The sequence below is a fragment of the Caulobacter sp. BE254 genome, assembly GCF_031457295.1.
Taxonomy (GTDB): domain Bacteria; phylum Pseudomonadota; class Alphaproteobacteria; order Caulobacterales; family Caulobacteraceae; genus Caulobacter.
In genome coordinates this window covers 18,723-39,049 of record NZ_JAVDWJ010000002.1, presented here as the reverse complement: position 1 = coordinate 39,049, position 20,327 = coordinate 18,723, and the positions used below count along the sequence as shown (strand labels likewise).

Annotated in this window: 14 protein-coding genes; 9 read left to right on the top strand and 5 right to left on the bottom strand. The window is 68.6% G+C overall.

All coding sequences use genetic code 11. The features are described from left to right. Positions 1-31: 31 nt before the first annotated feature. The 4 genes from J2X41_RS04355 (at position 32) to J2X41_RS04340 (ending at position 6,207) form a co-directional block, all read left to right on the top strand. A complete protein-coding gene (locus tag J2X41_RS04355) occupies positions 32-2,995 on the top strand; it encodes a 2-oxoglutarate dehydrogenase E1 component (RefSeq protein ID WP_310079914.1) in 2,964 nt (987 codons plus the stop codon). 62 nt (positions 2,996-3,057) lie between these two features. Then, entirely contained in the window at positions 3,058-4,281 is a 1,224-nt protein-coding gene (gene odhB / locus J2X41_RS04350; protein WP_310079913.1) for a 2-oxoglutarate dehydrogenase complex dihydrolipoyllysine-residue succinyltransferase, read from the top strand. 121 nt (positions 4,282-4,402) lie between these two features. Further along, positions 4,403-5,803 carry a dihydrolipoyl dehydrogenase gene (gene lpdA, locus J2X41_RS04345; protein ID WP_310079912.1) on the top strand — a complete coding sequence of 467 codons (1,401 nt, stop codon included), beginning with the start codon at positions 4,403-4,405 and terminating at the stop codon, positions 5,801-5,803. 77 nt (positions 5,804-5,880) lie between these two features. Further along, positions 5,881-6,207, top strand: a complete 327-nt coding sequence (locus J2X41_RS04340; RefSeq protein ID WP_310079910.1) for a hypothetical protein — start codon at positions 5,881-5,883, stop codon at positions 6,205-6,207. Between the two features lie 142 nt (positions 6,208-6,349). Here J2X41_RS04340 and J2X41_RS04335 read toward each other — a convergent pair whose 3' ends face one another. Further along, on the bottom strand, positions 6,350-8,347 hold the full coding sequence (locus tag J2X41_RS04335) for a methyl-accepting chemotaxis protein (RefSeq protein WP_310079909.1): 1,998 nt from the start codon (positions 8,345-8,347) through the stop codon (positions 6,350-6,352). A gap of 266 nt (positions 8,348-8,613) precedes the next feature. On the opposite strand from J2X41_RS04335, the gene J2X41_RS04330 reads away from it, so the two are divergent. After that, positions 8,614-10,653, top strand: coding sequence for a sulfatase-like hydrolase/transferase (locus J2X41_RS04330; protein ID WP_310079908.1), 2,040 nt, complete (start codon positions 8,614-8,616; stop codon positions 10,651-10,653). Between the two features lie 37 nt (positions 10,654-10,690). On the opposite strand, the gene J2X41_RS04325 is transcribed toward J2X41_RS04330, so the two are convergent. Next, a complete protein-coding gene (locus J2X41_RS04325; RefSeq protein ID WP_310080710.1) occupies positions 10,691-11,629 on the bottom strand; it encodes a tyrosine recombinase XerC in 939 nt (312 codons plus the stop codon). After that, the gene (locus J2X41_RS04320) at positions 11,629-12,309 is read right to left on the bottom strand and encodes a DUF484 family protein (protein ID WP_310079906.1); all 681 of its coding nucleotides are present in this window, start codon (positions 12,307-12,309) and stop codon (positions 11,629-11,631) included. Before J2X41_RS04320 ends, J2X41_RS04325 begins: the two co-directional genes overlap by 1 nt. A gap of 165 nt (positions 12,310-12,474) precedes the next feature. Here J2X41_RS04320 and J2X41_RS04315 point away from each other — a divergent pair, with 165 nt between their 5' ends. Beyond that, entirely contained in the window at positions 12,475-14,637 is a 2,163-nt protein-coding gene (locus tag J2X41_RS04315; RefSeq protein WP_310080707.1) for a primosomal protein N', read from the top strand. Positions 14,638-14,686: 49 nt separating this feature from the next. Here J2X41_RS04315 and J2X41_RS04310 read toward each other — a convergent pair whose 3' ends face one another. Both J2X41_RS04310 and J2X41_RS04305 read right to left on the bottom strand, forming a co-directional pair. Further along, positions 14,687-16,258: an MDR family MFS transporter gene (locus tag J2X41_RS04310; RefSeq protein WP_310079905.1), complete on the bottom strand. Its 1,572-nt coding sequence runs from the start codon at positions 16,256-16,258 to the stop codon at positions 14,687-14,689. A 223-nt stretch (positions 16,259-16,481) separates the two neighbouring features. After that, on the bottom strand, positions 16,482-17,261 hold the full coding sequence (locus tag J2X41_RS04305) for a TerC family protein (RefSeq protein ID WP_310079904.1): 780 nt from the start codon (positions 17,259-17,261) through the stop codon (positions 16,482-16,484). A gap of 117 nt (positions 17,262-17,378) precedes the next feature. On the opposite strand from J2X41_RS04305, the gene J2X41_RS04300 reads away from it, so the two are divergent. The 3 genes from J2X41_RS04300 (at position 17,379) to J2X41_RS04290 (ending at position 20,259) form a co-directional block, all read left to right on the top strand. Continuing rightward, the gene (locus J2X41_RS04300; protein WP_310080706.1) at positions 17,379-18,473 is read left to right on the top strand and encodes an acyltransferase; all 1,095 of its coding nucleotides are present in this window, start codon (positions 17,379-17,381) and stop codon (positions 18,471-18,473) included. A gap of 70 nt (positions 18,474-18,543) precedes the next feature. Next, complete coding sequence (locus J2X41_RS04295) at positions 18,544-19,248, top strand: CHAP domain-containing protein (RefSeq protein WP_310079902.1); 705 nt, start codon at positions 18,544-18,546, stop codon at positions 19,246-19,248. Between the two features lie 51 nt (positions 19,249-19,299). Next, positions 19,300-20,259, top strand: a complete 960-nt coding sequence (locus J2X41_RS04290; RefSeq protein ID WP_310079901.1) for a magnesium transporter CorA family protein — start codon at positions 19,300-19,302, stop codon at positions 20,257-20,259. Positions 20,260-20,327 lie beyond the last annotated feature (68 nt).

Genomic DNA, 20,327 nt, shown 5'->3' with positions numbered 1-20,327 from the left:
GGTGGCGTAAAAGGATCGTAAGGCAAAGACGATGGCGGACGACGCAGGCATCATCAATCAGGTCTTGACCGAGACCTCGTTCCTCTACGGAGCCAATGCGGCCTTCGTGGAAGATCTCTATGCCCGGTGGGCGGAGAACCCCGGATCGGTCGAGCCCTCTTGGGGCGCCTTCTTCGCCACGCTTTCGGACCAGGCCGACCAGGTCAAGCGCGCCGCGCAGGATCCGGCCTGGACGCCCCGCCAGGCGCCGGCCATCCGTCCCGAGTGGCTGTCGGCCATCGACGGCCAGTGGCCGACCGTGGCCCCCGCCGTCGAAGCCAAGATGACCAAGGCGATCGAAGGCAAGGCGCCGGGCGCCTCGGCCGAGGCCGTCCGCGCCGCCACGCTGGACAGCCTGCGCGCCATCATGATGATCCGGGCCTACCGGATGCGCGGCCACCTGGCCGCCAATCTCGACCCGCTGGGCCTGGAGCCCAAGCAACCGGCCCCCGAACTGGATCCGGCCACCTACGGCTTCTCCGAGGCCGACTACGACCGCCCGATCTTCCTGGACTTCGTGCTCGGCATGGAGACCTCGACGATCCGCGAGATCCTGTCGATCCTGCGCCGCACCTACTGCGACAACGTCGGCGTGCAGTACATGCACATCTCGGACCCGAACGAGAAGGCCTGGCTGCAGGAGCGCATCGAGGGCCGCGACAAGGAGATCGTGTTCTCCAAGGAGGGCAAGGTCGCCATCCTCAAGAAGCTGATCGAGGCCGAGGGCTTCGAACGCTTCCTGCACAAGCGCTTCCCCGGCACCAAGCGCTTCGGCCTGGACGGCGGCGAGGCCACCGTTCCGGCGCTGGAGCAGATCATCAAGCGCGGCGGCGCCTTGGGCGTGAAGGAAATCGTCATCGGCATGCCGCACCGCGGCCGCTTGAACACCCTGGCCGCCGTGATGGGCAAGCCGTATCACGTGATCTTCCACGAGTTCCAGGGCGGCTCGTCGGTGCCCTCGGACATCGAAGGCTCGGGCGACGTCAAGTACCACATGGGCGCCTCATCGGACCGCGAGTTCGACGACAACAAGGTCCACCTGTCGCTGACCGCCAACCCCTCGCACCTGGAAATCGTCAATCCGGTGGTGATCGGCAAGGCCCGCGCCAAGCAGGCCTTCACCCTGCGCGAACAGCCCGACGCCGGCCGCGGCCACGTGCTGCCGCTGCTGCTGCACGGCGACGCGGCCTTCGCGGGCCAGGGCGTGGTGGCCGAGTGCTTCACCCTGTCGGGCCTGAAGGGCTACCGCACGGGCGGCACCATCCACTTCATCGTCAACAACCAGATCGGCTTCACGACCAACCCGCGCTATTCGCGCAGCTCGCCCTATCCCTCGGACGTGGCGCTGATGGTCGAGGCCCCGATCTTCCACGTCAACGGCGACGACCCCGAAGCCGTGGTCTTCGCGGCCAAGGTCGCCACCGAATATCGCCAGATGTTCGGCAAGGACGTGGTCATCGACATGTTCTGCTACCGCCGGTTCGGTCACAACGAAGGTGACGACCCGACGATGACCCAGCCCTTGATGTACGCCAAGATCAAGGACCACCCCCCGACCCGCGAACTCTACAGCCGCCGCCTGGTGGCCGAGGGCGTCGCGACCCAGGCCGACGTGGACGGCTGGGTCGGCGAGTTCGAGAGCTTCCTCGACCAGGAGTTCGACGCCGGCAAGAGCTACAAGGCCAACAAGGCCGACTGGCTGGACGGCAAGTGGAAGGGCCTGGCCCTGCCCGGCGACGAAGAGCGCAAGGGCAAGACCGACGTGGCCAAGACCAGGCTCCTGGAGCTTGGCCGCCAGATCACCACGATCCCCGACCGGATCAACGCCCACAAGACCGTCAAGCGCGTGATCGAGAACCGCCGCGAGGCGATCGAGAAAGGCGAGGGCATCGACTGGGGCACGGCCGAGCACCTGGCCTTCGCCACCCTGCTCGACGAGGGCTTCCCTGTCCGCCTGTCCGGCCAGGACAGCGTGCGCGGCACCTTCACCCAGCGCCATTCGGACATCATCGACCAGACGACCGAAGAGCACTACACGCCGCTCAACAACCTCCGTCCCGGCCAGGCCCACTACGAGGTCATCGACTCGGCCCTGTCGGAAGAGGCGGTGCTGGGCTTCGAATACGGCTTCTCGCTGGCCGACCCGAACACCATGACCCTGTGGGAAGGCCAGTTCGGCGACTTCGTGAACGGCGCCCAGGTGGTCATCGACCAGTTCATCAGCTCGGGCGAGCGCAAGTGGCTGCGGATGAGCGGCCTGACCATGCTGCTGCCTCACGGCTACGAAGGCCAGGGCCCCGAGCACAGCTCGGCGCGCCTGGAGCGCTTCCTGCAGTCGTGCGCGGAAGACAACATGCAGGTGGTCAACTGCACGACCCCCGCCAACTACTTCCACGCCCTGCGTCGCCAGATGCATCGCGAGTTCCGCAAGCCCTTGATCGTCATGACGCCCAAGAGCCTGCTGCGCCACAAGCGGGCGGTGTCGAACCTGTCGGACATGGCTGACGGCTCCAGCTTCCACCGCGTGATGGTGGACGGCGCCGAAGCCGGCTGCGACGTCGGCGGGATCACGCTGAAGAGCGACGACAAGATCACCCGCGTCATCGCCTGCTCGGGCAAGGTCTATTACGACCTGATCGACGCGCGGGCCAAGGCTGGCCGCGACGACGTCTACATCGTGCGCCTGGAGCAGTTCTACCCCTGGCCGCTGAAGTCGGTGCTGGGCGTGCTCGGACGGTTCAAGAACGCCGAACTGGTCTGGTGCCAGGAAGAACCCAAGAACATGGGCGGCTGGACGTTCGTGGATCCGTGGATCGAGCTCAGCCTGGCCAAGCTCGACGTCAAGGCCAAGCGCGCCCGCTACGTGGGTCGTCCCGCCTCGGCCTCCACGGCCGCGGGCATGATGAGCCGCCACCTGAAAGAACTCGAGACCTTCCTGAACGAAGCCTTCGCCTGATCGCTTCCTTCAGAGCCTGAACCGAACCCGCCCGGACCAAACAAGAGACATCGGAACCCCACATGGCCGACATCATGACCCCCGCCCTCGGCGAATCCGTCACCGAAGCGACGGTGGCCCGCTGGACCAAGAAGGCCGGGGAGGCGGTGAAGAAGGACGAACTGCTCGTCGAGCTGGAAACCGACAAGGTCAGCCTTGAAGTCGTGGCCCCGGCCGACGGCGTCCTGGCCTCGATCAACGCCGAGGAAGGCGCCACCGTGGTTCCCGGCACGGTCCTGGGCGTGGTGACCGAAGGCGGCGCCGCGACCGCCGCCCCGGCCGCCCCCGCGCCAAAGGCCGCTCCGGCCCCCGCGCCGGCTCCGACCCCCGCGCCGGCCCCGGCGGCCGCGGCTCCGGCTCCGGCCGCCGCCGCCCCGGTCAGCCCGGCCCCGGCCCGTGTCGCCGCCGAGAACAACCTCGACCTGTCGAAGGTCGCCGGCACCGGCAAGGACGGCCGGGTGACCAAGGGCGACGCCCTGGCCGCCCTGGAAGCCCGCGCCAACGCCCCGGCGCCCGTCGCCGCTCCGGCCGCGCCGCGCGCCATCCACGAGCGCGAGGAGCGGGTGAAGATGACGCGCCTGCGTCAGACGATCGCCCGCCGCCTGAAGGAAGCCCAGAACAACGCCGCCATGCTGACGACCTTCAACGAGGTCGACATGACGGCGGTCATGGCCCTGCGTAATTCGTACAAGGACGTGTTCGAGAAGAAGCACGGCGTGAAGCTGGGCTTTATGTCGTTCTTCACCAAGGCCGTGGTCGCCGCCCTGAAGGCCGTGCCGGACGTCAACGCCGAGATCGACGGAACCGACATCGTCTACAAGAACCACTACGACATCGGCGTGGCCGTCGGCACCGACAAGGGCCTGGTCGTTCCGGTGGTCCGCGACGCCGACGTCCTGAGCCTGGCCGAGATCGAGAAGGCCATCGGCGCCCTGGGCAAGAAGGCCCGCGACGGCCAGCTGGCCATCGAGGACATGCAAGGCGGCACCTTCACCATCACCAACGGCGGCATCTACGGCTCGCTGATGTCGACCCCGATCCTCAACGCGCCGCAATCGGGGATCCTGGGCATGCACGCGATCAAGGAGCGGGCCATGGTGGTCGGCGGCAAGATCGAGGTGCGCCCGATGATGTACCTGGCGCTGAGCTACGACCACCGCGTGGTCGACGGCCAGGGCGCGGTGACCTTCCTCGTGAAGGTCAAGGAAGCCCTGGAAGACCCGCAGCGCCTGCTGCTGGAGCTGTAGTCCGCTCGGAACCCTCGTCCCGGCGGACGGGGGTTTCGCTTTATCCGGCGCCCGGCGCGCCCTCGGCCCCACCGCCCGACGCATGCAGGACGGCGGGGTGTTCCTAGATAAGAGACCCACCATGGCTCAATACGACGTCGTCATCATCGGGGGCGGCCCCGGCGGCTACAACGGCGCGATCCGCGCGGGGCAACTGGGCCTGAAGACCGCCATCGTCGAGGGACGCGGCAAGCTGGGCGGCACCTGCCTGAACGTCGGCTGCATGCCGTCCAAGGCGCTGCTGCACGCCTCGGAGATGTTTGAGGCGGCCAGCGGCGGCGAGTTCGCCAAGCTGGGCATCGAGGTCAAGCCCAAGCTGAACCTGGTGCAGATGATGGCCCAGAAGGCCGAGAGCGTCGAAGCCCTGACCAAGGGCGTCGAGTTCCTGATGAAGAAGAACAAGGTCGACTACATCAAGGGCTGGGGCCGCATCGACGGGCCCGGCAAGGTAGTGGTCAAGGCCGAGGACGGCACTGAAACCGTGCTCGAGACCAAGAACATCGTCATCGCCACCGGCTCGGAGCCCACTCCGCTTCCCGGCGTGACCATCGACAACAAGCGCATCGTCGACTCGACCGGCGCGCTCAGCCTGCCCGACGTGCCCAAGAGCCTGATCGTGGTCGGGGCCGGCGTCATCGGTCTGGAGCTGGGCTCGGTCTGGAAGCGCCTGGGCGCTGAGGTGACCGTGGTCGAGTTCCTGGACCGCATCCTGCCGGGCACCGACACCGAGGTGGCCAACGCCTTCCAGAAGATCCTGGGCAAGCAGGGCTTCAAGTTCAAGCTGGCCTCCAAGGTCACCAGCGCGACCGCCGGCGACAAGCAAGTCCAGCTGACGGTCGAACCCGTGGCCGGCGGCGACGCCGAGACCCTGCAGGCCGACTACGTGCTGGTGGCCATCGGCCGTCGCCCGTTCACCCAAGGCCTGGGCCTGGAGACGGTCGGCATCGTCCCCGACAAGCGCGGCGTCATCGCCAACGACCACTACAAGACGACCGCGCCGGGCGTGTGGGTCATCGGCGACGTGACCAGCGGCCCGATGCTGGCCCACAAGGCCGAGGACGAGGCCGTGGCCTGCATGGAGCTGATCGCGGGCAAGGCCGGCCACGTGAACTACGACATCATCCCGGGCGTGATCTACACCAAGCCGGAAGTCGCCACGGTCGGCAAGACCGAGGAAGATCTGAAGGCCGCGGGCGTCGCCTACAAGGTCGGCAAGTTCCCGTTCCTGGCCAACAGCCGCGCCAAGATCAATCACGAGACGGACGGCTTCGTGAAGGTGCTGGCCGACGCCAAGACCGACCGCATCCTCGGCGCCCACGCCGTGGGCCCGAACGTCGGCGACATGATCGCCGAGATCTGCGTGGCCATGGAGTTCGGCGGCGCTTCGGAAGACGTGGCCCGCACCTGCCACCCGCACCCCACCCGCTCGGAGGCCTTCCGCCAGGCGGCCATGGGCGTCGAAGGCTGGACGATGCAGGCCTGACGGGCCTGTCCCGAAATTAACGAGCGTTCGCGTTCGACTGGACGTAGAGTGGCGGGGTTCGAAAACGGAGCCCCGCCATGCTTTTGTCCGCCCTGTTGCTGGCTTCCGCCGTTCAGGCCACGCCAACGCCGGCGCCGTCCGCGCTGAGCGACGAGGTCATCGTGGGCCCGACGGCGTTCTATCGGTCCATCGAAGAGGTTCGCGCCACCATCAAGGCGCAAGCGGCCTGTCGGGAATCGGGCGTCGAGTTGGCCGTCAACACCGAGCCCACGACCCGAGCCAACGTGAAGAAACTCGGCGACCTGCCGCCGGCCAACCACACCCTGACCGTGCTGCGCAGCGTCGACGGCTGCCCCGTGTCCTCGACCGTCCGCTTCAACGTGGATCGGCCGGCGGGACGGTAGAGCCGCCGGCTTTTCGAATGGGAGGGCGGGTTCTGAATGGGGGACAGGCCCATGGGCCTGTCCCCAGGCATGTCCACTTCAAAGAAGAGCCCCGCCGGGCGAACGGCGGGGCTTCCCAAGATCCTTGAGCGGAGGAGCGCTCCTAGAATTCTTCCCAGTCGTCCGAGCTCGGCTGGGCGGAGCCGGCGAAGGCGGCCAGCTTGGCCTGGGCGGCGCGGACCGGGTTTGCGCCGGGGCGGCTGGCGGCGGTGGCCGGGGCCATGGCCGGGCGCGGGGTTGGACGGTTCACCTGAGTCGGCGGAGCGGCCCGGCGGGTGCTGGAGCGCACCGCGGCGCCCCCTTGAGCAGCTTGGGCGCCGCTCACCTGGAAACGCCCGATCATCTGCATCAGGCCGTTGGCCTCGCCCTTCAGGGCGTGGCTGGCGGCGGTCGACTGCTCGACCATGGCGGCGTTCTGCTGCACCGTCTGGTCCATCTGGTTGACGGCGGCGTTGACCTGGTTGAGGCCGGTGGCCTGTTCCGCGCCCGAGGCGGCGATCTCGCTGACCAGGCCGTCGATCTCGCTAACCTTGCCGACGATGGCCTGCAGGGCCTCGCCGGTCTGGCCGACCATCGACACGCCCTGGCTGACCTGCTGCGACGAGGTCGAAATCAGGGTCTTGATCTCCTTGGCGGCGTCGGCCGAGCGCTGGGCCAGCGCCCGCACTTCCTGGGCGACCACCGCGAAGCCTCGGCCAGCGTCACCGGCCCGAGCGGCCTCCACGCCGGCGTTCAGGGCCAGCAGGTTGGTCTGGAAGGCGATCTCGTCGATCACGCCGATGATCTGGCTGATCGACTGGGACGACTTCTCGATCTGGTTCATGGCGTCGACGGCGCCGCGCACCACCACGGCCGAGCGCTCGGCGTCCGAACGGGTGGAGGTGACGACGCGCGAGGCTTCGACGGCGCCGGCCGACGAACGCTTCACCGTGGCGGTGATCTCGTCCAGGGCGGCGGCGGTTTCTTCCAGGCTGGCGGCCTGCTGCTCGCTGCGACGCGACAGGTCGTCGGCGGCCGAGGCGATCTCGTCCGAGCCCGAGCCGATGCTGTTGGCGGCCTGGACGATGGTGCGCATCGCCTCTTCCATCTGGGTGATGGCCCCGTTGAAGTCGCTCTGCAGGCGCTGGTAGGCCTGGGGGAAGTCGGTGTCGACGCGATAGGTCAGGTCGCCGTCGGCCAGGCGGTTCAGGCCGGTAGCGATGTGCTCCATGACGAAGGCCTGCTCACGGGCGGCGGCCTCGGCGGCTTCCTGGTTGCGGCGGCGCTCGGCCTCGGTCTCGGCGCTGGCGCGCTGCTGGGCGGCCTCGGCGGTGCGCAGGGCCAGGGCGTTGTCCTTGAACACCTGCACCGAGCGAGCCATGGCGCCGACCTCGTCCTTGCGCTGGGCGCCGACCACCTCGATGTCCACCGATCCCTGGGCCAGGACCTCCATGGTGCGCGAAAGCCCGGCCAGCGGCGCGGCGATCTTAGAGCGGCCAATCCACAGGGCGAAGACGAGGGCGGCGGCCGAGGCGATCAGGCCGAAGGCGATGGTCATCACCATGCCGGTCTTGGCCTGTTTGGCGGCCTGTTCGACCATGGCGCGGGTCTCGTCGCTATGGGCGTTGGTGTAGGTCGAGATGTCCTTGCTCAGGCTGGCGATGTCGGGATCGATCACGCCCATGACCATCTTGGCCGCGTCGTTGGCGTTCTGCAGGCCCAGGTCCGCGCCCTGGCGGGCGCTGGAATAGATGCGGTCCAGGCGAACCTGGTAGTCGGCGACCTTCTTGGCGGCGTCTGGATCGGCGGCCTTGAGCTTGCCGAGGGCGACCTTGCCTTCCCTGTAGGCGTTGTCGATCTCGTCGCTGGCCTGCTTCGCCTCGGGCGAGGCGGCGTCGTTGGCGATCGTGCGGTAGGCGGCGTAGCCGATGGTCACGACCCGGCGGTTGAACCGCGAGCCCTCCAGCGCGGCGGGGGCGCGCTGCTCGACGAGCACCTTGGTGGCGGCTTCCGCGACCCTGGCCTGCCAGGCGCCGACGCCGGTGATCGCCAGCGCCACCACGGTCAGGATGACGGCCGGCAAGGCCACCTTGGCGGAGATCTTCAGATCGTCGAACTTCATCTCTAACCCCATGTCCGGTCATGTCCCACAAGGATGGGCGGGTTCCGGTGCTCGGGGTCCAGAAGCGGTCATCGCCGTAAAAAGCCAGTTAACTGCAAGGCTTGACCATCCTTTGGCGACGGAATGTCACAGCCCGTGGTCGCCGCCTCCCGGGCGATATACGATCAGGAGTAACCAAGCATCGACTGATCAACTTTATCGTGTATCTTTCCAGCGCCATGCAGCGACATGGCCGCGCCGATCACGGCGCGAGGGGAGAGCGAACGATGGCCCAGGCGAACCGGCCCAACATCCTGTTGATCACCTGCGACCAGTATCGTTTTCCCCGGTTCTCCTACGGGGCCGAAGCCGGATTCGACGAGCCGCTGAAGAGGATCCTGGGCTTCCAGCGCGAGGACCAGCCCCACAACCCCTACGCCCAGTACTTCCCCGGCCTGCTGGCCCTGCGCGAGAACGCGGCCCTGCTGCGCAACCACACCATCGCCGCCAGCGCCTGCACGCCAAGCCGGGCGGTGATCTATACCGGCCAGTACGGGACCAGGACCGGGGTCACCCAGACCGACGGCCTGTTCAAGAGCGGCGATTCCTACAATTTCCCCTGGCTGGCGGCCGACGGTGTTCCCACCCTGGGGACCTGGATGCGCGAGGCTGGCTACACCACCCACTATTTCGGCAAGTGGCATGTCAGCAACCCGCCCGAACACTCGCTGGACCGCTACGGCTTCGATGACTGGGAGGAGTCGTATCCGGAGCCGCACGGCGCGGCGATCAACAATCTGGGCGTCTATCGCGACGTCGGCTTCACCGATCAGGCCTGCGCCTTCATCCGCCGCAAGGCCTTGGCCCTGAACTACAACCGCGCCCAGGCCGTGGAGCAGGCGCAGGATCCCTACGCCGCCGGACCCGATGTCGATGCCATCCCGCCTTGGTTCGCGGTGGCCTCGTTCACCAATCCCCACGACATCGCCACCTATCCGGCGGTGATCGCCCAGGCGCTTCCGACTCCGGACAATTCGGGCACGCAGTCGATCTTCGGTCCGCTGACGACGCCGCTGGCGGGCCAGAAGACGCCGCCGCCGACCGCCGGCACAATCCGCATCGCGCTGAACGAACGGGGCTTTCCGCAGGACTGCGCCAGGCCCTCGCCCACCCAGAACGAGTCCCTGGCCGACAAGCCCAGCTGCCAGCACGACTACGCCTACAAGGTGGGCCTGGCCCTGAACGCCAAGACCGGCTTCAACATCGTCGACACCGCCAAGACCAAGATCGACGACAAGTTCCCCAAGCTGGCGAAGGGCGACCTGCTGGACGATGAGCAGTCCATGCAGATCGCGGTCCAGCAGGCCCTGAACGGCGTGCTTCCGTTCCAGTTGAGCGACGAGCCCGAGCGCTACGCCCTGGAGTTCCTGCAGCTCTACGCCTGGCTCCATGCGATCGTCGACACCCACGTGGCGGCGGTCCTGAAGACGTTGGAGGAGACCGGCCAGGCCGAAAACACCATCGTCATCTTCCTGGCCGACCACGGGGAATACGGCGCCGCCCACGGCATGATGATCGAGAAGTGGCACACCGCCTACCAGGAGGCCCTGCACGTGCCGGTCATCGTGCGCTTCCCGCCGTCGACCCAGGTGGTGGAGAACGAACCGGGCGCGGGCGAGGGGCCGCTGGGCTTCACGCCGCGCCAGATCGACGCCCTGACCAGCCACATCGACATCCTGCCCACCGTGCTGGGCCTGGCCGGGGTGACGCCGCAGCAGCGGGCGACGATCGCCGAGACGTTGGGCCGTCACCGCCCCGTGCCGCCGCTGCCGGGCGTGGACCTGTCAGGCCTGCTGACGGGCCAGACCCACCGCGTGGTCGAGCCGGACGGTCGCGAGCGCCAGGGCGTGCTGTTCATCACCGACGACGAGATCACCGCGCCATCGGCCTCGAACGACGATCCGGCCAATCTCAAGTGCGACAAGGAATTCGAGGTCTACAAGCGGGTGGTCGACACCGTGAACCAGGACCATCCGGCCGTGAACCTGGCGCCGGGCTCGGTGCGCCAGCCCAACCACGTGCGCTGCGTGCGCACCGCGCGCCACAAGCTCAGCCGCTATTTCGACCCGTCCGGCCAGACGCCGCAGGAATGGGAGATGTACGACCTGCAGCTGGACCCCAACGAGGCGATCAATCTGGTGCAGGTGAAGCGCTCGCCGCCGACCGCCCGCGCCGACCTGCCGTCGCCGTTTGTGGTCCGTGAGGTGCAGGCCGAGGCCGATCGGCTGGTGGTGCTGCTGGCCGAACTGGAGGCCAGGGATTTGTAAGGCCGGGGACATGCACTCGTGCGTGTCGCCATCCTAGTTATGCCCGTGGATGCGCCTTGCCGTACGCCGCTAGCAGACCCGCCGCGTCGACCTGGGTGTAGCGCTGGGTGGTCGACAGCGAGGCGTGGCCCAGCAGGTCCTGGATCGAACGCAGGTCGGCGCCGGCCCCCAGCAGGTGGGTGGCGAACGAATGGCGCAGGGCGTGCGGCGTGGCGCGGTCGGACAGGCCCAGGCGGCTCCGCAGGTTTTGCATGGTCGCCTGGACGTGCCGCGGCGACAGCGGCCCACCGCGCTTGGCGCGAAACAGCGGATCGTCGGGCTCCAGGGCGAAGGGCAGGGCGGTCAGATAGGTGTCGATCCGCTCACGGACGATGTCGAGGACCGGCACGATCCGGGTCTTGCCGCCCTTGCCGGTGATCCGCAGGCTGTCGGCCAGGGGGGCGTCGCGGCGGGCCAGGGACAGCCCCTCGGAGATCCGCAGGCCGCAGCCCCACAGCAGGGTCAGCACCGCCTCATCGCGAGCCACCTCCCAGTCCTCGCGGTCCGGATCCAGCGACAGCTCGGCGATCAGGCCGTGGGCCTGGTCCTCGGACACGGGGCGCGGCGCGCCGACCTTGATGCGCGGTCCGCGCACCAGGCCGATGGCGGCGTTGGGGGTGTCCAGCCGGTGGTCCAGATAGCGGTGGAAGGCGCGGATCGACGACAGGCTCTGCGACAGCGAGCGCGGCGACAGGCCCTCGCGATCGTCGCCATTCTGGGAAGGCGGGGGCTCGCGACGGAAGGCCAGATAGGCGCGCAGCTCGGCGGCCGTGACGCCGCCCAGGTCGGCGACCGACAGGGTCTCGCCGCGATGACGCTCCAGGAAGTTCAGATAGGCCAGGACGTTGTCGCCATAGGCCCGCACGGTGCGCGGCGAGGCGCGCTTTTCGTTGGCCAGATGATCCAGCCAGGCGGTCAGGGCCTGGCGGGCGCCGATCACAGGATCGGCCAGCGTTCGGCCGTGCGCTCGACGACACGGGCCAGGAAGGCGACCAGGTCCGTGCCCATATCGGCCGTGAAGCCCTCGGGATCGGCCGAGCCGAAGGCCAGCAGGCCTTGGCGTGAGGGTTCCCACAGGGCCATGCGGACCAGGGCCATGCTCCTGATGTCCTGGATGCGGTCGCCGAACAGGCCCAGGGCCGGAGCGTGGAAGCCCATGCGGGCGACCCCGTGCTCGCCCATGGTCATGTCGATCTGGCCGGCGATCAGGGCGTGCCAGCCGGCGGGCACGCGGCCCGGCCCTTCCAGGACGACCACTCCGGCGGCGAGGCCGAAGCGCAGGATGGCCATTTCGTCGACCCGACGGGCCAGGTCAGAATGGTTGCGGGCGTCCAGCAGGTCGATCACCGCGGCGTGGGTCTGGGCCTGGGCCGAGAAGTTGGCGCGGGCCGTGGCCTCGATCTGGCGGCGGACCAGGGCCTCGCGCTCATGGGCGGCCGAGACCCGGGCCAGGGCGGCGGGGCCGAAGTCGACGATGTTGCTGGCGTCCGGGCGCAGGCCCAGGTCGCTGAGCAGGTCGGGATCGCCGTGCAGGAAATCGGGCTCGGCCCTGAGGAAGTCGCGGACCAGCGCCGGGTCGACCACCGGAAACAGCCTGGCTTGCGTCGCGTCGGTCATGGGGCGGGCCTACTCCGTTCACACTTCGTCCCCATATCGTTCACAGCGGGGGCGACACCGATGAAGCCCCAAGTCGGTTAACAGCGGCTTGATGGCGCGGCCACGGGTCCTCTCGACCTGGGGACGTTTCCGAGGCAGAACCCGATCGTCCCCATGTCTGGTCCCATGCCCCGCATCGCCTCCGTCCTGCTGCCCATGCCGCTGCCCGAGGCGTTCGACTACGCCGAGCCGGAAGGGCTGGGGCTGGCGGTCGGCGACCATGTGACCGTGCCGCTGGGCCCGCGGGTGATTCGCGGCGTGGTGACGGGGCTGCGCGACGGTACGGGCGGCAACCGGCCGCTCAAGCCCGTGCTGGAACGGGTCGATGACCCGCCGCTGCCGCCCGGCGTCCTGGCCTTCGTGGAGTGGGCCGCGCGCTACTCGGTCGACATTCCCGGTTGGCCCTTGGCCATGGCCCTGCGCGGCCTGCGCCATCCGGCCGCCAAGCCCGACAAGGCCCTGGTCCTGACCGGGGCCCAGCCGGCCAAGATGACTCCCGCGCGGCTGAAGGTGCTGGCCGCCGCCGAGCATGGCCCGCTGGCCTCGGGCGCCCTGGCGACCGCCGCCGGCGTTTCGGCCGGGGTGGTCAAGGGCCTGGTCGACGAGGGCGTGCTGGCCGTCACCTGGATCGAGCCTGACGCCAGCTTTCCCCAGCCGGAGCTGTCGCGTCCGCCGCAGACCCTCAATCCCAGCCAGCGGGCCTCGGCCGACGTGCTCTCCCAGATGCTGGAGGCCGGCGGCTTCCAGGCGGCCCTGCTGGACGGGGTGACGGGCTCGGGCAAGACCGAGGTCTATCTGGAGGCGGTGGCCGCCGCCCTGGCCGCCGACCCCGACAGCCAGGTGCTGATCCTGCTGCCCGAGATCGCCCTGACCCAGGCGGTGCTGGCCCGCTTCGAGGCCCGCTTCGGCGTGGCCCCGGTCGAGTGGCACTCGGCCGTCTCGCCGCCCCGCCGCCGTCGGGCTTGGGAGGGTGTCGCCACGGGCGCGGCCCGGATCGTGATCGGCGCTCGCTCGGCCCTGTTCCTGCCGTTCCGCAAGCTGCGGCTGGTGGTGGTCGACGAGGAGCACGACGGCTCGTTCAAGCAGGAGGAGGGCTTCATCTACCAGGCCCGCGACCTGGCCGTGGCCCGCGCCAAGATCGAGGGCGCGCTGGTGGTCCTGGCCTCGGCCACGCCTTCGCTGGAAAGCCTGTGGAACGCCCAGCAGGGCCGCTATCGCTGGCTGCGGCTGAGCGCCCGCCACGGGGCGGCGCAACTGCCCGACATCGACCTGATCGATATGCGCGAGACCCCGCCTGAGCCCGGCCGCTGGCTGTCGCCGCCGCTGGTCAAGGCGGTGTCCCTAGCCCTGGCCCGCGGCGAGCAGGCCCTGCTGTTCCTGAACCGCCGGGGCTATGCGCCGCTGGTCCTGTGCAAGGCCTGCGGCGAGAAGATGAAGTCGCCCGACACCGACAGCTGGCTGGTCGAGCACCGCTATACCGGCCGCCTGGTCTGCCACCTGACGGGCTTTTCGATGAAGAAGCCCGAGGCCTGCCCGCACTGCGGGGCCAAGGACAGCCTGACCTCCATCGGCCCCGGCGTCGAGCGGGTCGAGGAGGAGGCGCGCCACCTGTTCCCCGACGCCCGGATCGCGGTGTTCTCGTCCGACACGGTGTTCGACGCGGCCGGGGCGCGGGCCCTGGTCGACAGCATGGCGGCCGGCGAGATCGACATCCTGGTGGCCACCCAGGCCGCCGCCAAGGGCCACAACTTCCCCAACCTGACCCTGGTGGGGGTGGTCGACGCCGACCTTTCCTTGCGCGGCGGGGACCTGCGGGCCGGCGAGCGGACCTTCCAGCTGCTGGCCCAGGCGGCGGGCCGGGCGGGGCGGCACGAGAAGCCGGGGCGGGCGCTCCTGCAGACCTACGCCCCCGAGCACGGCGTGTTGCAGGCGCTCAAGGCCCAGGACCGCGACGCCTTCGTCGAGGCCGAGATGGCCATGCGTCAGGAAGCCGGCCTGCCGCCGTTCGGACGCCTGGCGGCGGTGATCGCCTCGGGACCGGATCCGGTGGCTCTGGAGGCCTATTGCCAGGCCCTGGCGGCCGCCACGCCCAACGCCGAGGGGGTGGAGGTGTTCGGCCCGGCCGACGCGCCCCTGGCCCTGGTGCGCGGGCGGCGGCGCAAGCGCTTCTTGGTCCGGGCCGACCGGACGGTGGACCTGCAGGGCTTCCTGGCCGCCTGGCGGGCCCGGGCCAAGGTCCCGAATTCGGTGCGCGTGGTGTTCGATGTCGACCCGTACAGTTTTCTGTAGTCGCGGATGAGGCCGGGGACAGGCGCATGCGCCTGTCCCCGGCCCGATATCAGACGGCTTCCTTATCCAGCACCGGCTCCGGTCCTGGTTGCCGGCTCCGCAACGGCAGCTCGGGGATCAGGAAGATCACCACCAGCCCCGCGGCGATCACCAGCAGGCCGGCGGCGAACACACCGGTGATGGCGTGGGTCAGGGCTTGAGCCAGCACCGGGTCGGTATGGCGGGCCGCGCCCTGGGCCGTGGCCTTCAGAGCCAGGCCCTGCAAGGAGCCCAGGTCGAAACCCTGCCCCTCGGTGGCCAGGCGGTGGGTCAGGAGGGCGCCGAACAGCGCCACCCCGATGGTCGAGCCGATCTGGCGGAAGAACTGGTTGGAACTGGTGGCCACGCCGATGTCGCGCACCTCGACAGCGTTCTGGGTGGCCAGGTTGAACAGGCTTTGGCCGGGGCCCAGGCCCAGGCCGACGATGGCCATCCGCCAGCACAGATCCGGCAGGGTGGTGTGGGCGGTCACCCGGGTCAGCAGCCCGATCCCGACCAGCAGCAGCACCGCCCCGGCAATCATCAGCGGCTTGTAGCGGCCGGTCTCGCTGACCAGTTGGCCCGCGCCGGTCGACGAGACGATCAGCCCGCCCATCAGCGGCAGGATGGCCAGGCCGCTGGTCGTGGCGTTTACCCCCAGGCCCAGCTGCATGTAGAGTGGCAGGAACGTCACCACGCCCAGGAAGGCCATGGAGATCAGGAAGCCGGCCAGGTTGGCCGTGGCGAACACCCGGTTGGCGAACAGGCGCAGGGGCAACAGCGGATTGCTGACCTTGGTCTCGGCGTACAGGAACAGCGCCAGGGCCACGGCGGCGAAGGCGAACAGGCCGAGGGCCTGGGGGGAACTCCAGGCGAAGTCGTGGCCGCCCTGGCTGAGGGCCAACAGCAGCGGCACGAAGGCGGCGACCAGCAGGATGGCGCCAAGATAGTCGACCGCGCCGGAACGCCGGTGCTCCAGCGGCGGCATCTTCACCAGGATCATGAACAGCGACAGCAGGCTGAGCGGCAGGTTGACATAGAACACCCAGCGCCAGCCGGCGATCACCTGGCCGCCCAGGTGGACCGTGCCATGGTCGGTGAAGTAGCCGCCGATCAGCGGGCCCAGCACGCTAGCCAGGCCGAACACCGAGCCGAAGATCCCCGCGAACTTGCCCCGCTCGCGCGGCGGATAGAGGTCGGCGATGATGGCGAAGGCGGTGGTGAACAGGGCGCCGCCGCCGATCCCTTGCAGGGCGCGGAAGACGATCAGCTGGACCATGCCGCTCATGCCCAGCACCGCGCCGAACTCGCCCGACAGGCCCGACAGCCACGAGCCGGCCAGGAAGATGGCGATGCCGGCCAGCAGCACGGGCTTGCGACCATAGATGTCGCCCAGCTTGCCCCAGATCGGCACCATCACCGTCGAGGTCAGCAGATAGGCGGTGGTCACCCACGAATAGAGCGTCAGGCCGTTCAGCTCGGCGATGATCCGCGGCATGGCCGTGGAGACCACCGTCTGGTCCAGGGCGCTGAGCAGGAAGACGATCAGCAGGCCGGCCAGGGTGGTCCGGCGCTCGGTGTCGGTGAAGGTCTGGGCGGTCATCGCATCCCCACGTCGGTCACTGGGCGGCTTCTTGCGGACGGCTCGCGCGGTTCGCAAGCGGAACGTGGCGGACGCACGAAAGGTCCTCCCCCTGTGGGGGAGGTGTCGGCGAAGCCGACCGAGGGGGAGTGATAGGCCGATGACCAGGTCCTGGACCTACGACCCTAAAACTCCCCCCACCGATCGCTGCGCGATCGCCTCCCCCACAGGGGGAGGGTTGCGTCTAGTGCTTCTTGCCCGCGCCCTTGCGCCGCGACAGCATGTTCAGGCCCTCGACGCCGGCCGAGAAGGCCATGGCCGCGTAGATATAGCCCTTGGGCACGTGCACCCCGAAGCCCTCGGCGATCAGCACGGCGCCGATCATCAGCAGGAAGCCCAGGGCCAGCATGACCACGGTCGGGTTGTCGTTGATGAAGTTGCCCAGCGGATCGGCGGCCAGCAGCATCACGGTGACCGCGACGATCACCGCGACGATCATGATCGGCAGGTGGTCGGTCATGCCCACGGCGGTCAGGATCGAGTCGATCGAGAACACGATGTCCAGCAGGATGATCTGGAAGATCGCTCCGCCGACGTTCGAGATCGCCGCCGTCTTGACGTCCGGGGCGGATTCGTCGGCGTCGGGATCGACGTTGTGGTGGATCTCCTTGGTGGCCTTCCAGATCAGGAACAGGCCGCCGGCGATCAGGATCAGGTCACGCCACGAGAAGGCCGTCTCGAAGGTGGGCTCGCCGTGCGACAGCGGGCCGGCCAGGCCCAGGTCGAACACCGGGGCGGTCAGGCCGACGATGAAGGCGATGGTCGACAGCAGGACCAGCCGCATGATCAGGGCCAGGGAGATGCCGATCCGACGCACCCTCTGGCGATGTTCGGGCGGCAGCTTGTTGGAGAGGATTGAGATGAACACCAGGTTGTCGATGCCAAGCACGACTTCCATGACGATCAGCGTGACCAGGGCGGCCCAGGCGGCGGGGTCCGCGACGAGGTGAAGGAGTTCGTTCATCGTACCGATCTAAGCTCTGGTCCGGAAAACGCGCCATCGCCTACCCCTCCGTAGGCGCCGTCCATGCAAGGAACGCGACGGAAGCCCCCAGGCTTCGCCGAACCGAGAGTCGAGATGATGCCAGACGCCGCCAATATCAAGCCCCTGACGGCCCTTCGCTTCTTCGCCGCCTTCTGGGTGGTGCTGTATCACTACTGGCCCAACCTCTCGGCGGCGGTTCCGCCGGCGATGATCGGCAAGGGCTATCTGGGGGTCGAGGCGTTCTTCACCCTGTCGGGCTTCATCCTCTGCCACGTCTATCTGCAGGGCGTCGGGACCGGGACGTTCCGTTATGGCGACTTCCTGTGGAACCGGCTGGCGCGGGTCTATCCGCTGCACCTGGTCACCCTGGCGGGCGTCGGGCTGATGGCCGGGGCCGCCGGCCTGGCCGGCATCGCCGTCGACCAGAACATGCTGGCCTGGAGCGCCTTGCCGGCCAATCTGCTGCTGGTCCAGGCCTGGGGCTTCGCGCCGGTGTCGGGCTGGAACCATCCGTCGTGGTCGATCTCGGCCGAATGGTTCGCCTATCTCAGCTTCCCGGCCTTCGCCTTCGCCGCCTGGCGGCTGCGCGAACGGCCGCGCCTGGCCGTCGGCCTGGCCCTGGTCCTGATCGCCGCCCTCTATCCGGCCTTCCAGGCGCTGGCCGGCTTCCCACTGACCGAGGCGACGATCCGCTGGGGCTTCCTGCGCATCGTCCCGTGCTTCGCCTATGGCTGCGCCCTGCACGCCCTGTGGCGCTCGGGCGCCGTCACCGGCCGCTTCTCGGGCCTGGGCGCCTGTCTGGCGGGCGCCGCCGTGCTGCTGGCCGTGCATTTCAAGGCGCCCGACCCGGTGATCGTCATGACCCTGGGGGGGCTGATCGTCATGCTGGCGGCCCTGGCCGCAGCCGGCTCAAGCTTCGCGACTCAGGCTCCGCTCGTGTATCTGGGCGAGATCAGCTACTCGACCTACATGATCTGCATCCCCTGGAAGATCCTGGCGGTCAATGCCGCGCTGAAGCTTCTGAAGATCGAGGGCGATCAGCTGCCGTTCTATGCTTGGCTGTTGATTGTCGCCGCACTGGTTCCGCTGTCGGCGATGTCGTATCACATCATCGAAAAGCCGGCGCGCGAACGCATGAAAGCTTGGGCGAAAGGCTGGCGGCAGCGGCGACCTGCCACGGCGAAAGCCTAATAAACAGACTTTTCATATTTCCCTGTCAGGGTTATCCCTTAGCCCAGTGACGCGGGGGAGTACCCACAGCATGACGAAACGGACGAGAACCCTCTGGGGTTCCCTGGCCGCGGCCGCCATGATCAGCCTTGTGCCGATGTCCGGCGCGATGGCCGACGGGTACTGGCAATGCGTCCCGTTCGCGCGTCTGATGTCGGGCATCCAGATCTTCGGCGACGCTCGCACCTGGTGGAGCCAGGCGGTCGGCAAGTACGACACCGGCTTCGTGCCCCGCGCCGGGGCCGTGCTCTGCTTCAAGCCCACCGGCCGCATGAACCTCGGCCACGTCGCCTTCGTCAGCCAGGTGCTGACCGATCGCGTGATCCAGGTGACCCACGCCAACTGGTCGATCATCGACGGCGGCCGCGGCCAGATCGAAAAGGACGTCACCGTCGTCGACGTCTCGCCGGCCGGCGACTGGAGCCAGGTCAAGGTCTGGTACGACCCGATCCGCGACCTGGGCTCGACCGTCTACCCGACCCACGGCTTCATCTACCAGAACAACCAGGCGGTTACGATCGCCGCCGCCACCAGCAAGTTGGCTCTGGCCCAGAACGCCGCCGTCACGCTGGCCAAGTCGGCCGCCAACCAGGTCGCCGCCTCGGTGCGCGCCAGTTCGCCGCTGGACATGATCAACCAGGCCGCCGATTCGACCGACCGCATCGCCGCCCTGATCTCGCAGTCGCAATCCTCAGGCCAGGCGCAGGACGCCGAAAAGCCGCAAGCGCCGCGTTGACGCCGTGCGCGCTCTGGGTCATGCCCGGGGCGTGAACAAAGCTCATGTCCCATGCTGAGGGTGCTGCGCCATGGCGCGCCGGGTTTCGAGCCCGGCGGCCTGACGCCCGACTGGGCGCTGCCCGCCGACGCGGTGTGGATAGAGCTGGTCAGCCCCACCCGCGCTGAGGAAGTGGCGGTCGAGAAGTCGATCGGCCTGCTGCTGCCCACCCGCGAGGAGATGGCCGAGATCGAGGCCTCCTCGCGCCTCTACCAGGAAGACGGCGGCACGTTCATGACCGCCACGGTGCTGGTCAACGCCGACGGCGACCTGCCGACCGCCGCGCCGGTGACCTTCGTGCTGACCGGCGACCGGCTGGTGACCATCCGCTATGTCGAGCCGAAGGCGTTCGCGGTGTTCGCCGCCCAGGCCGAACGCCAGCCCAGCCTGTGCCCCGGCGGCGCCCAGACGTTCCTGGGCCTGCTGGACGCGGTGATCGACCGCACCGCCGACATCCTCGAGCGCACCTCCAGCGAGGTCGAGGCCCAGTCGCGAATCATCTTCAGCCGGCCGCGCGGCGCGGCGTTCGAGGCGATCCTGAACCGCCTGGGCCGGGCCCAGATCGTCAATTCCAAGGCCCGCGACAGCTTGGTCAGCCTGGCCCGCCTGCTCAGCTTCGCCTCGCTGGCCGACCAGTTCGAGGGCGACAAGGAACTGCGCGACCATCTCAAGTCGCTGCAGCGCGACGTCCAGTCGATCACCGATCATTCGGGCTATCTGTCGGGCAACATCACCTTCCTGCTCGACGCGGCCTTGGGCCTGATCAACATCGAGCAGAACGCCATCTTCAAGATCTTCTCGGTGTTCTCGGTGATGTTTCTGCCGCCGACCCTGGTGGCGGGGATCTACGGCATGAACTTCGCCCACATGCCCGAGCTGAACTGGCTGCACGGCTACCCGTTCGCCCTGGGGGTGATGGTCGTCGCCGCGGCCGGGCCGCTGCTGTGGTTCAAGCGGCGCGGATGGCTTTGAGTTTTCGGAATAAATCGAACGTTTCCTTAAAGGTCGCGTGACACGGTTCGCCAAAAAAGAGCGCCGTC

What these genes read in the sequence shown, in the direction of transcription:
- J2X41_RS04355 (WP_310079914.1), top strand. Translation starts at nt 32, where the DNA reads ATGGCGGACGACGCAGGCATCATCAATCAGGTCTTGACCGAGACCTCG.
- odhB (WP_310079913.1), top strand. Translation starts at nt 3,058, where the DNA reads ATGGCCGACATCATGACCCCCGCCCTCGGCGAATCCGTCACCGAAGCG.
- lpdA (WP_310079912.1), top strand. Translation starts at nt 4,403, where the DNA reads ATGGCTCAATACGACGTCGTCATCATCGGGGGCGGCCCCGGCGGCTAC.
- J2X41_RS04340 (WP_310079910.1), top strand. Translation starts at nt 5,881, where the DNA reads ATGCTTTTGTCCGCCCTGTTGCTGGCTTCCGCCGTTCAGGCCACGCCA.
- J2X41_RS04335 (WP_310079909.1), bottom strand. Translation starts at nt 8,347, where the DNA reads ATGAAGTTCGACGATCTGAAGATCTCCGCCAAGGTGGCCTTGCCGGCC.
- J2X41_RS04330 (WP_310079908.1), top strand. Translation starts at nt 8,614, where the DNA reads ATGGCCCAGGCGAACCGGCCCAACATCCTGTTGATCACCTGCGACCAG.
- J2X41_RS04320 (WP_310079906.1), bottom strand. Translation starts at nt 12,309, where the DNA reads ATGACCGACGCGACGCAAGCCAGGCTGTTTCCGGTGGTCGACCCGGCG.
- J2X41_RS04315 (WP_310080707.1), top strand. Translation starts at nt 12,475, where the DNA reads ATGCCCCGCATCGCCTCCGTCCTGCTGCCCATGCCGCTGCCCGAGGCG.
- J2X41_RS04310 (WP_310079905.1), bottom strand. Translation starts at nt 16,258, where the DNA reads ATGACCGCCCAGACCTTCACCGACACCGAGCGCCGGACCACCCTGGCC.
- J2X41_RS04305 (WP_310079904.1), bottom strand. Translation starts at nt 17,261, where the DNA reads ATGAACGAACTCCTTCACCTCGTCGCGGACCCCGCCGCCTGGGCCGCC.
- J2X41_RS04300 (WP_310080706.1), top strand. Translation starts at nt 17,379, where the DNA reads ATGCCAGACGCCGCCAATATCAAGCCCCTGACGGCCCTTCGCTTCTTC.
- J2X41_RS04295 (WP_310079902.1), top strand. Translation starts at nt 18,544, where the DNA reads ATGACGAAACGGACGAGAACCCTCTGGGGTTCCCTGGCCGCGGCCGCC.
- J2X41_RS04290 (WP_310079901.1), top strand. Translation starts at nt 19,300, where the DNA reads ATGCTGAGGGTGCTGCGCCATGGCGCGCCGGGTTTCGAGCCCGGCGGC.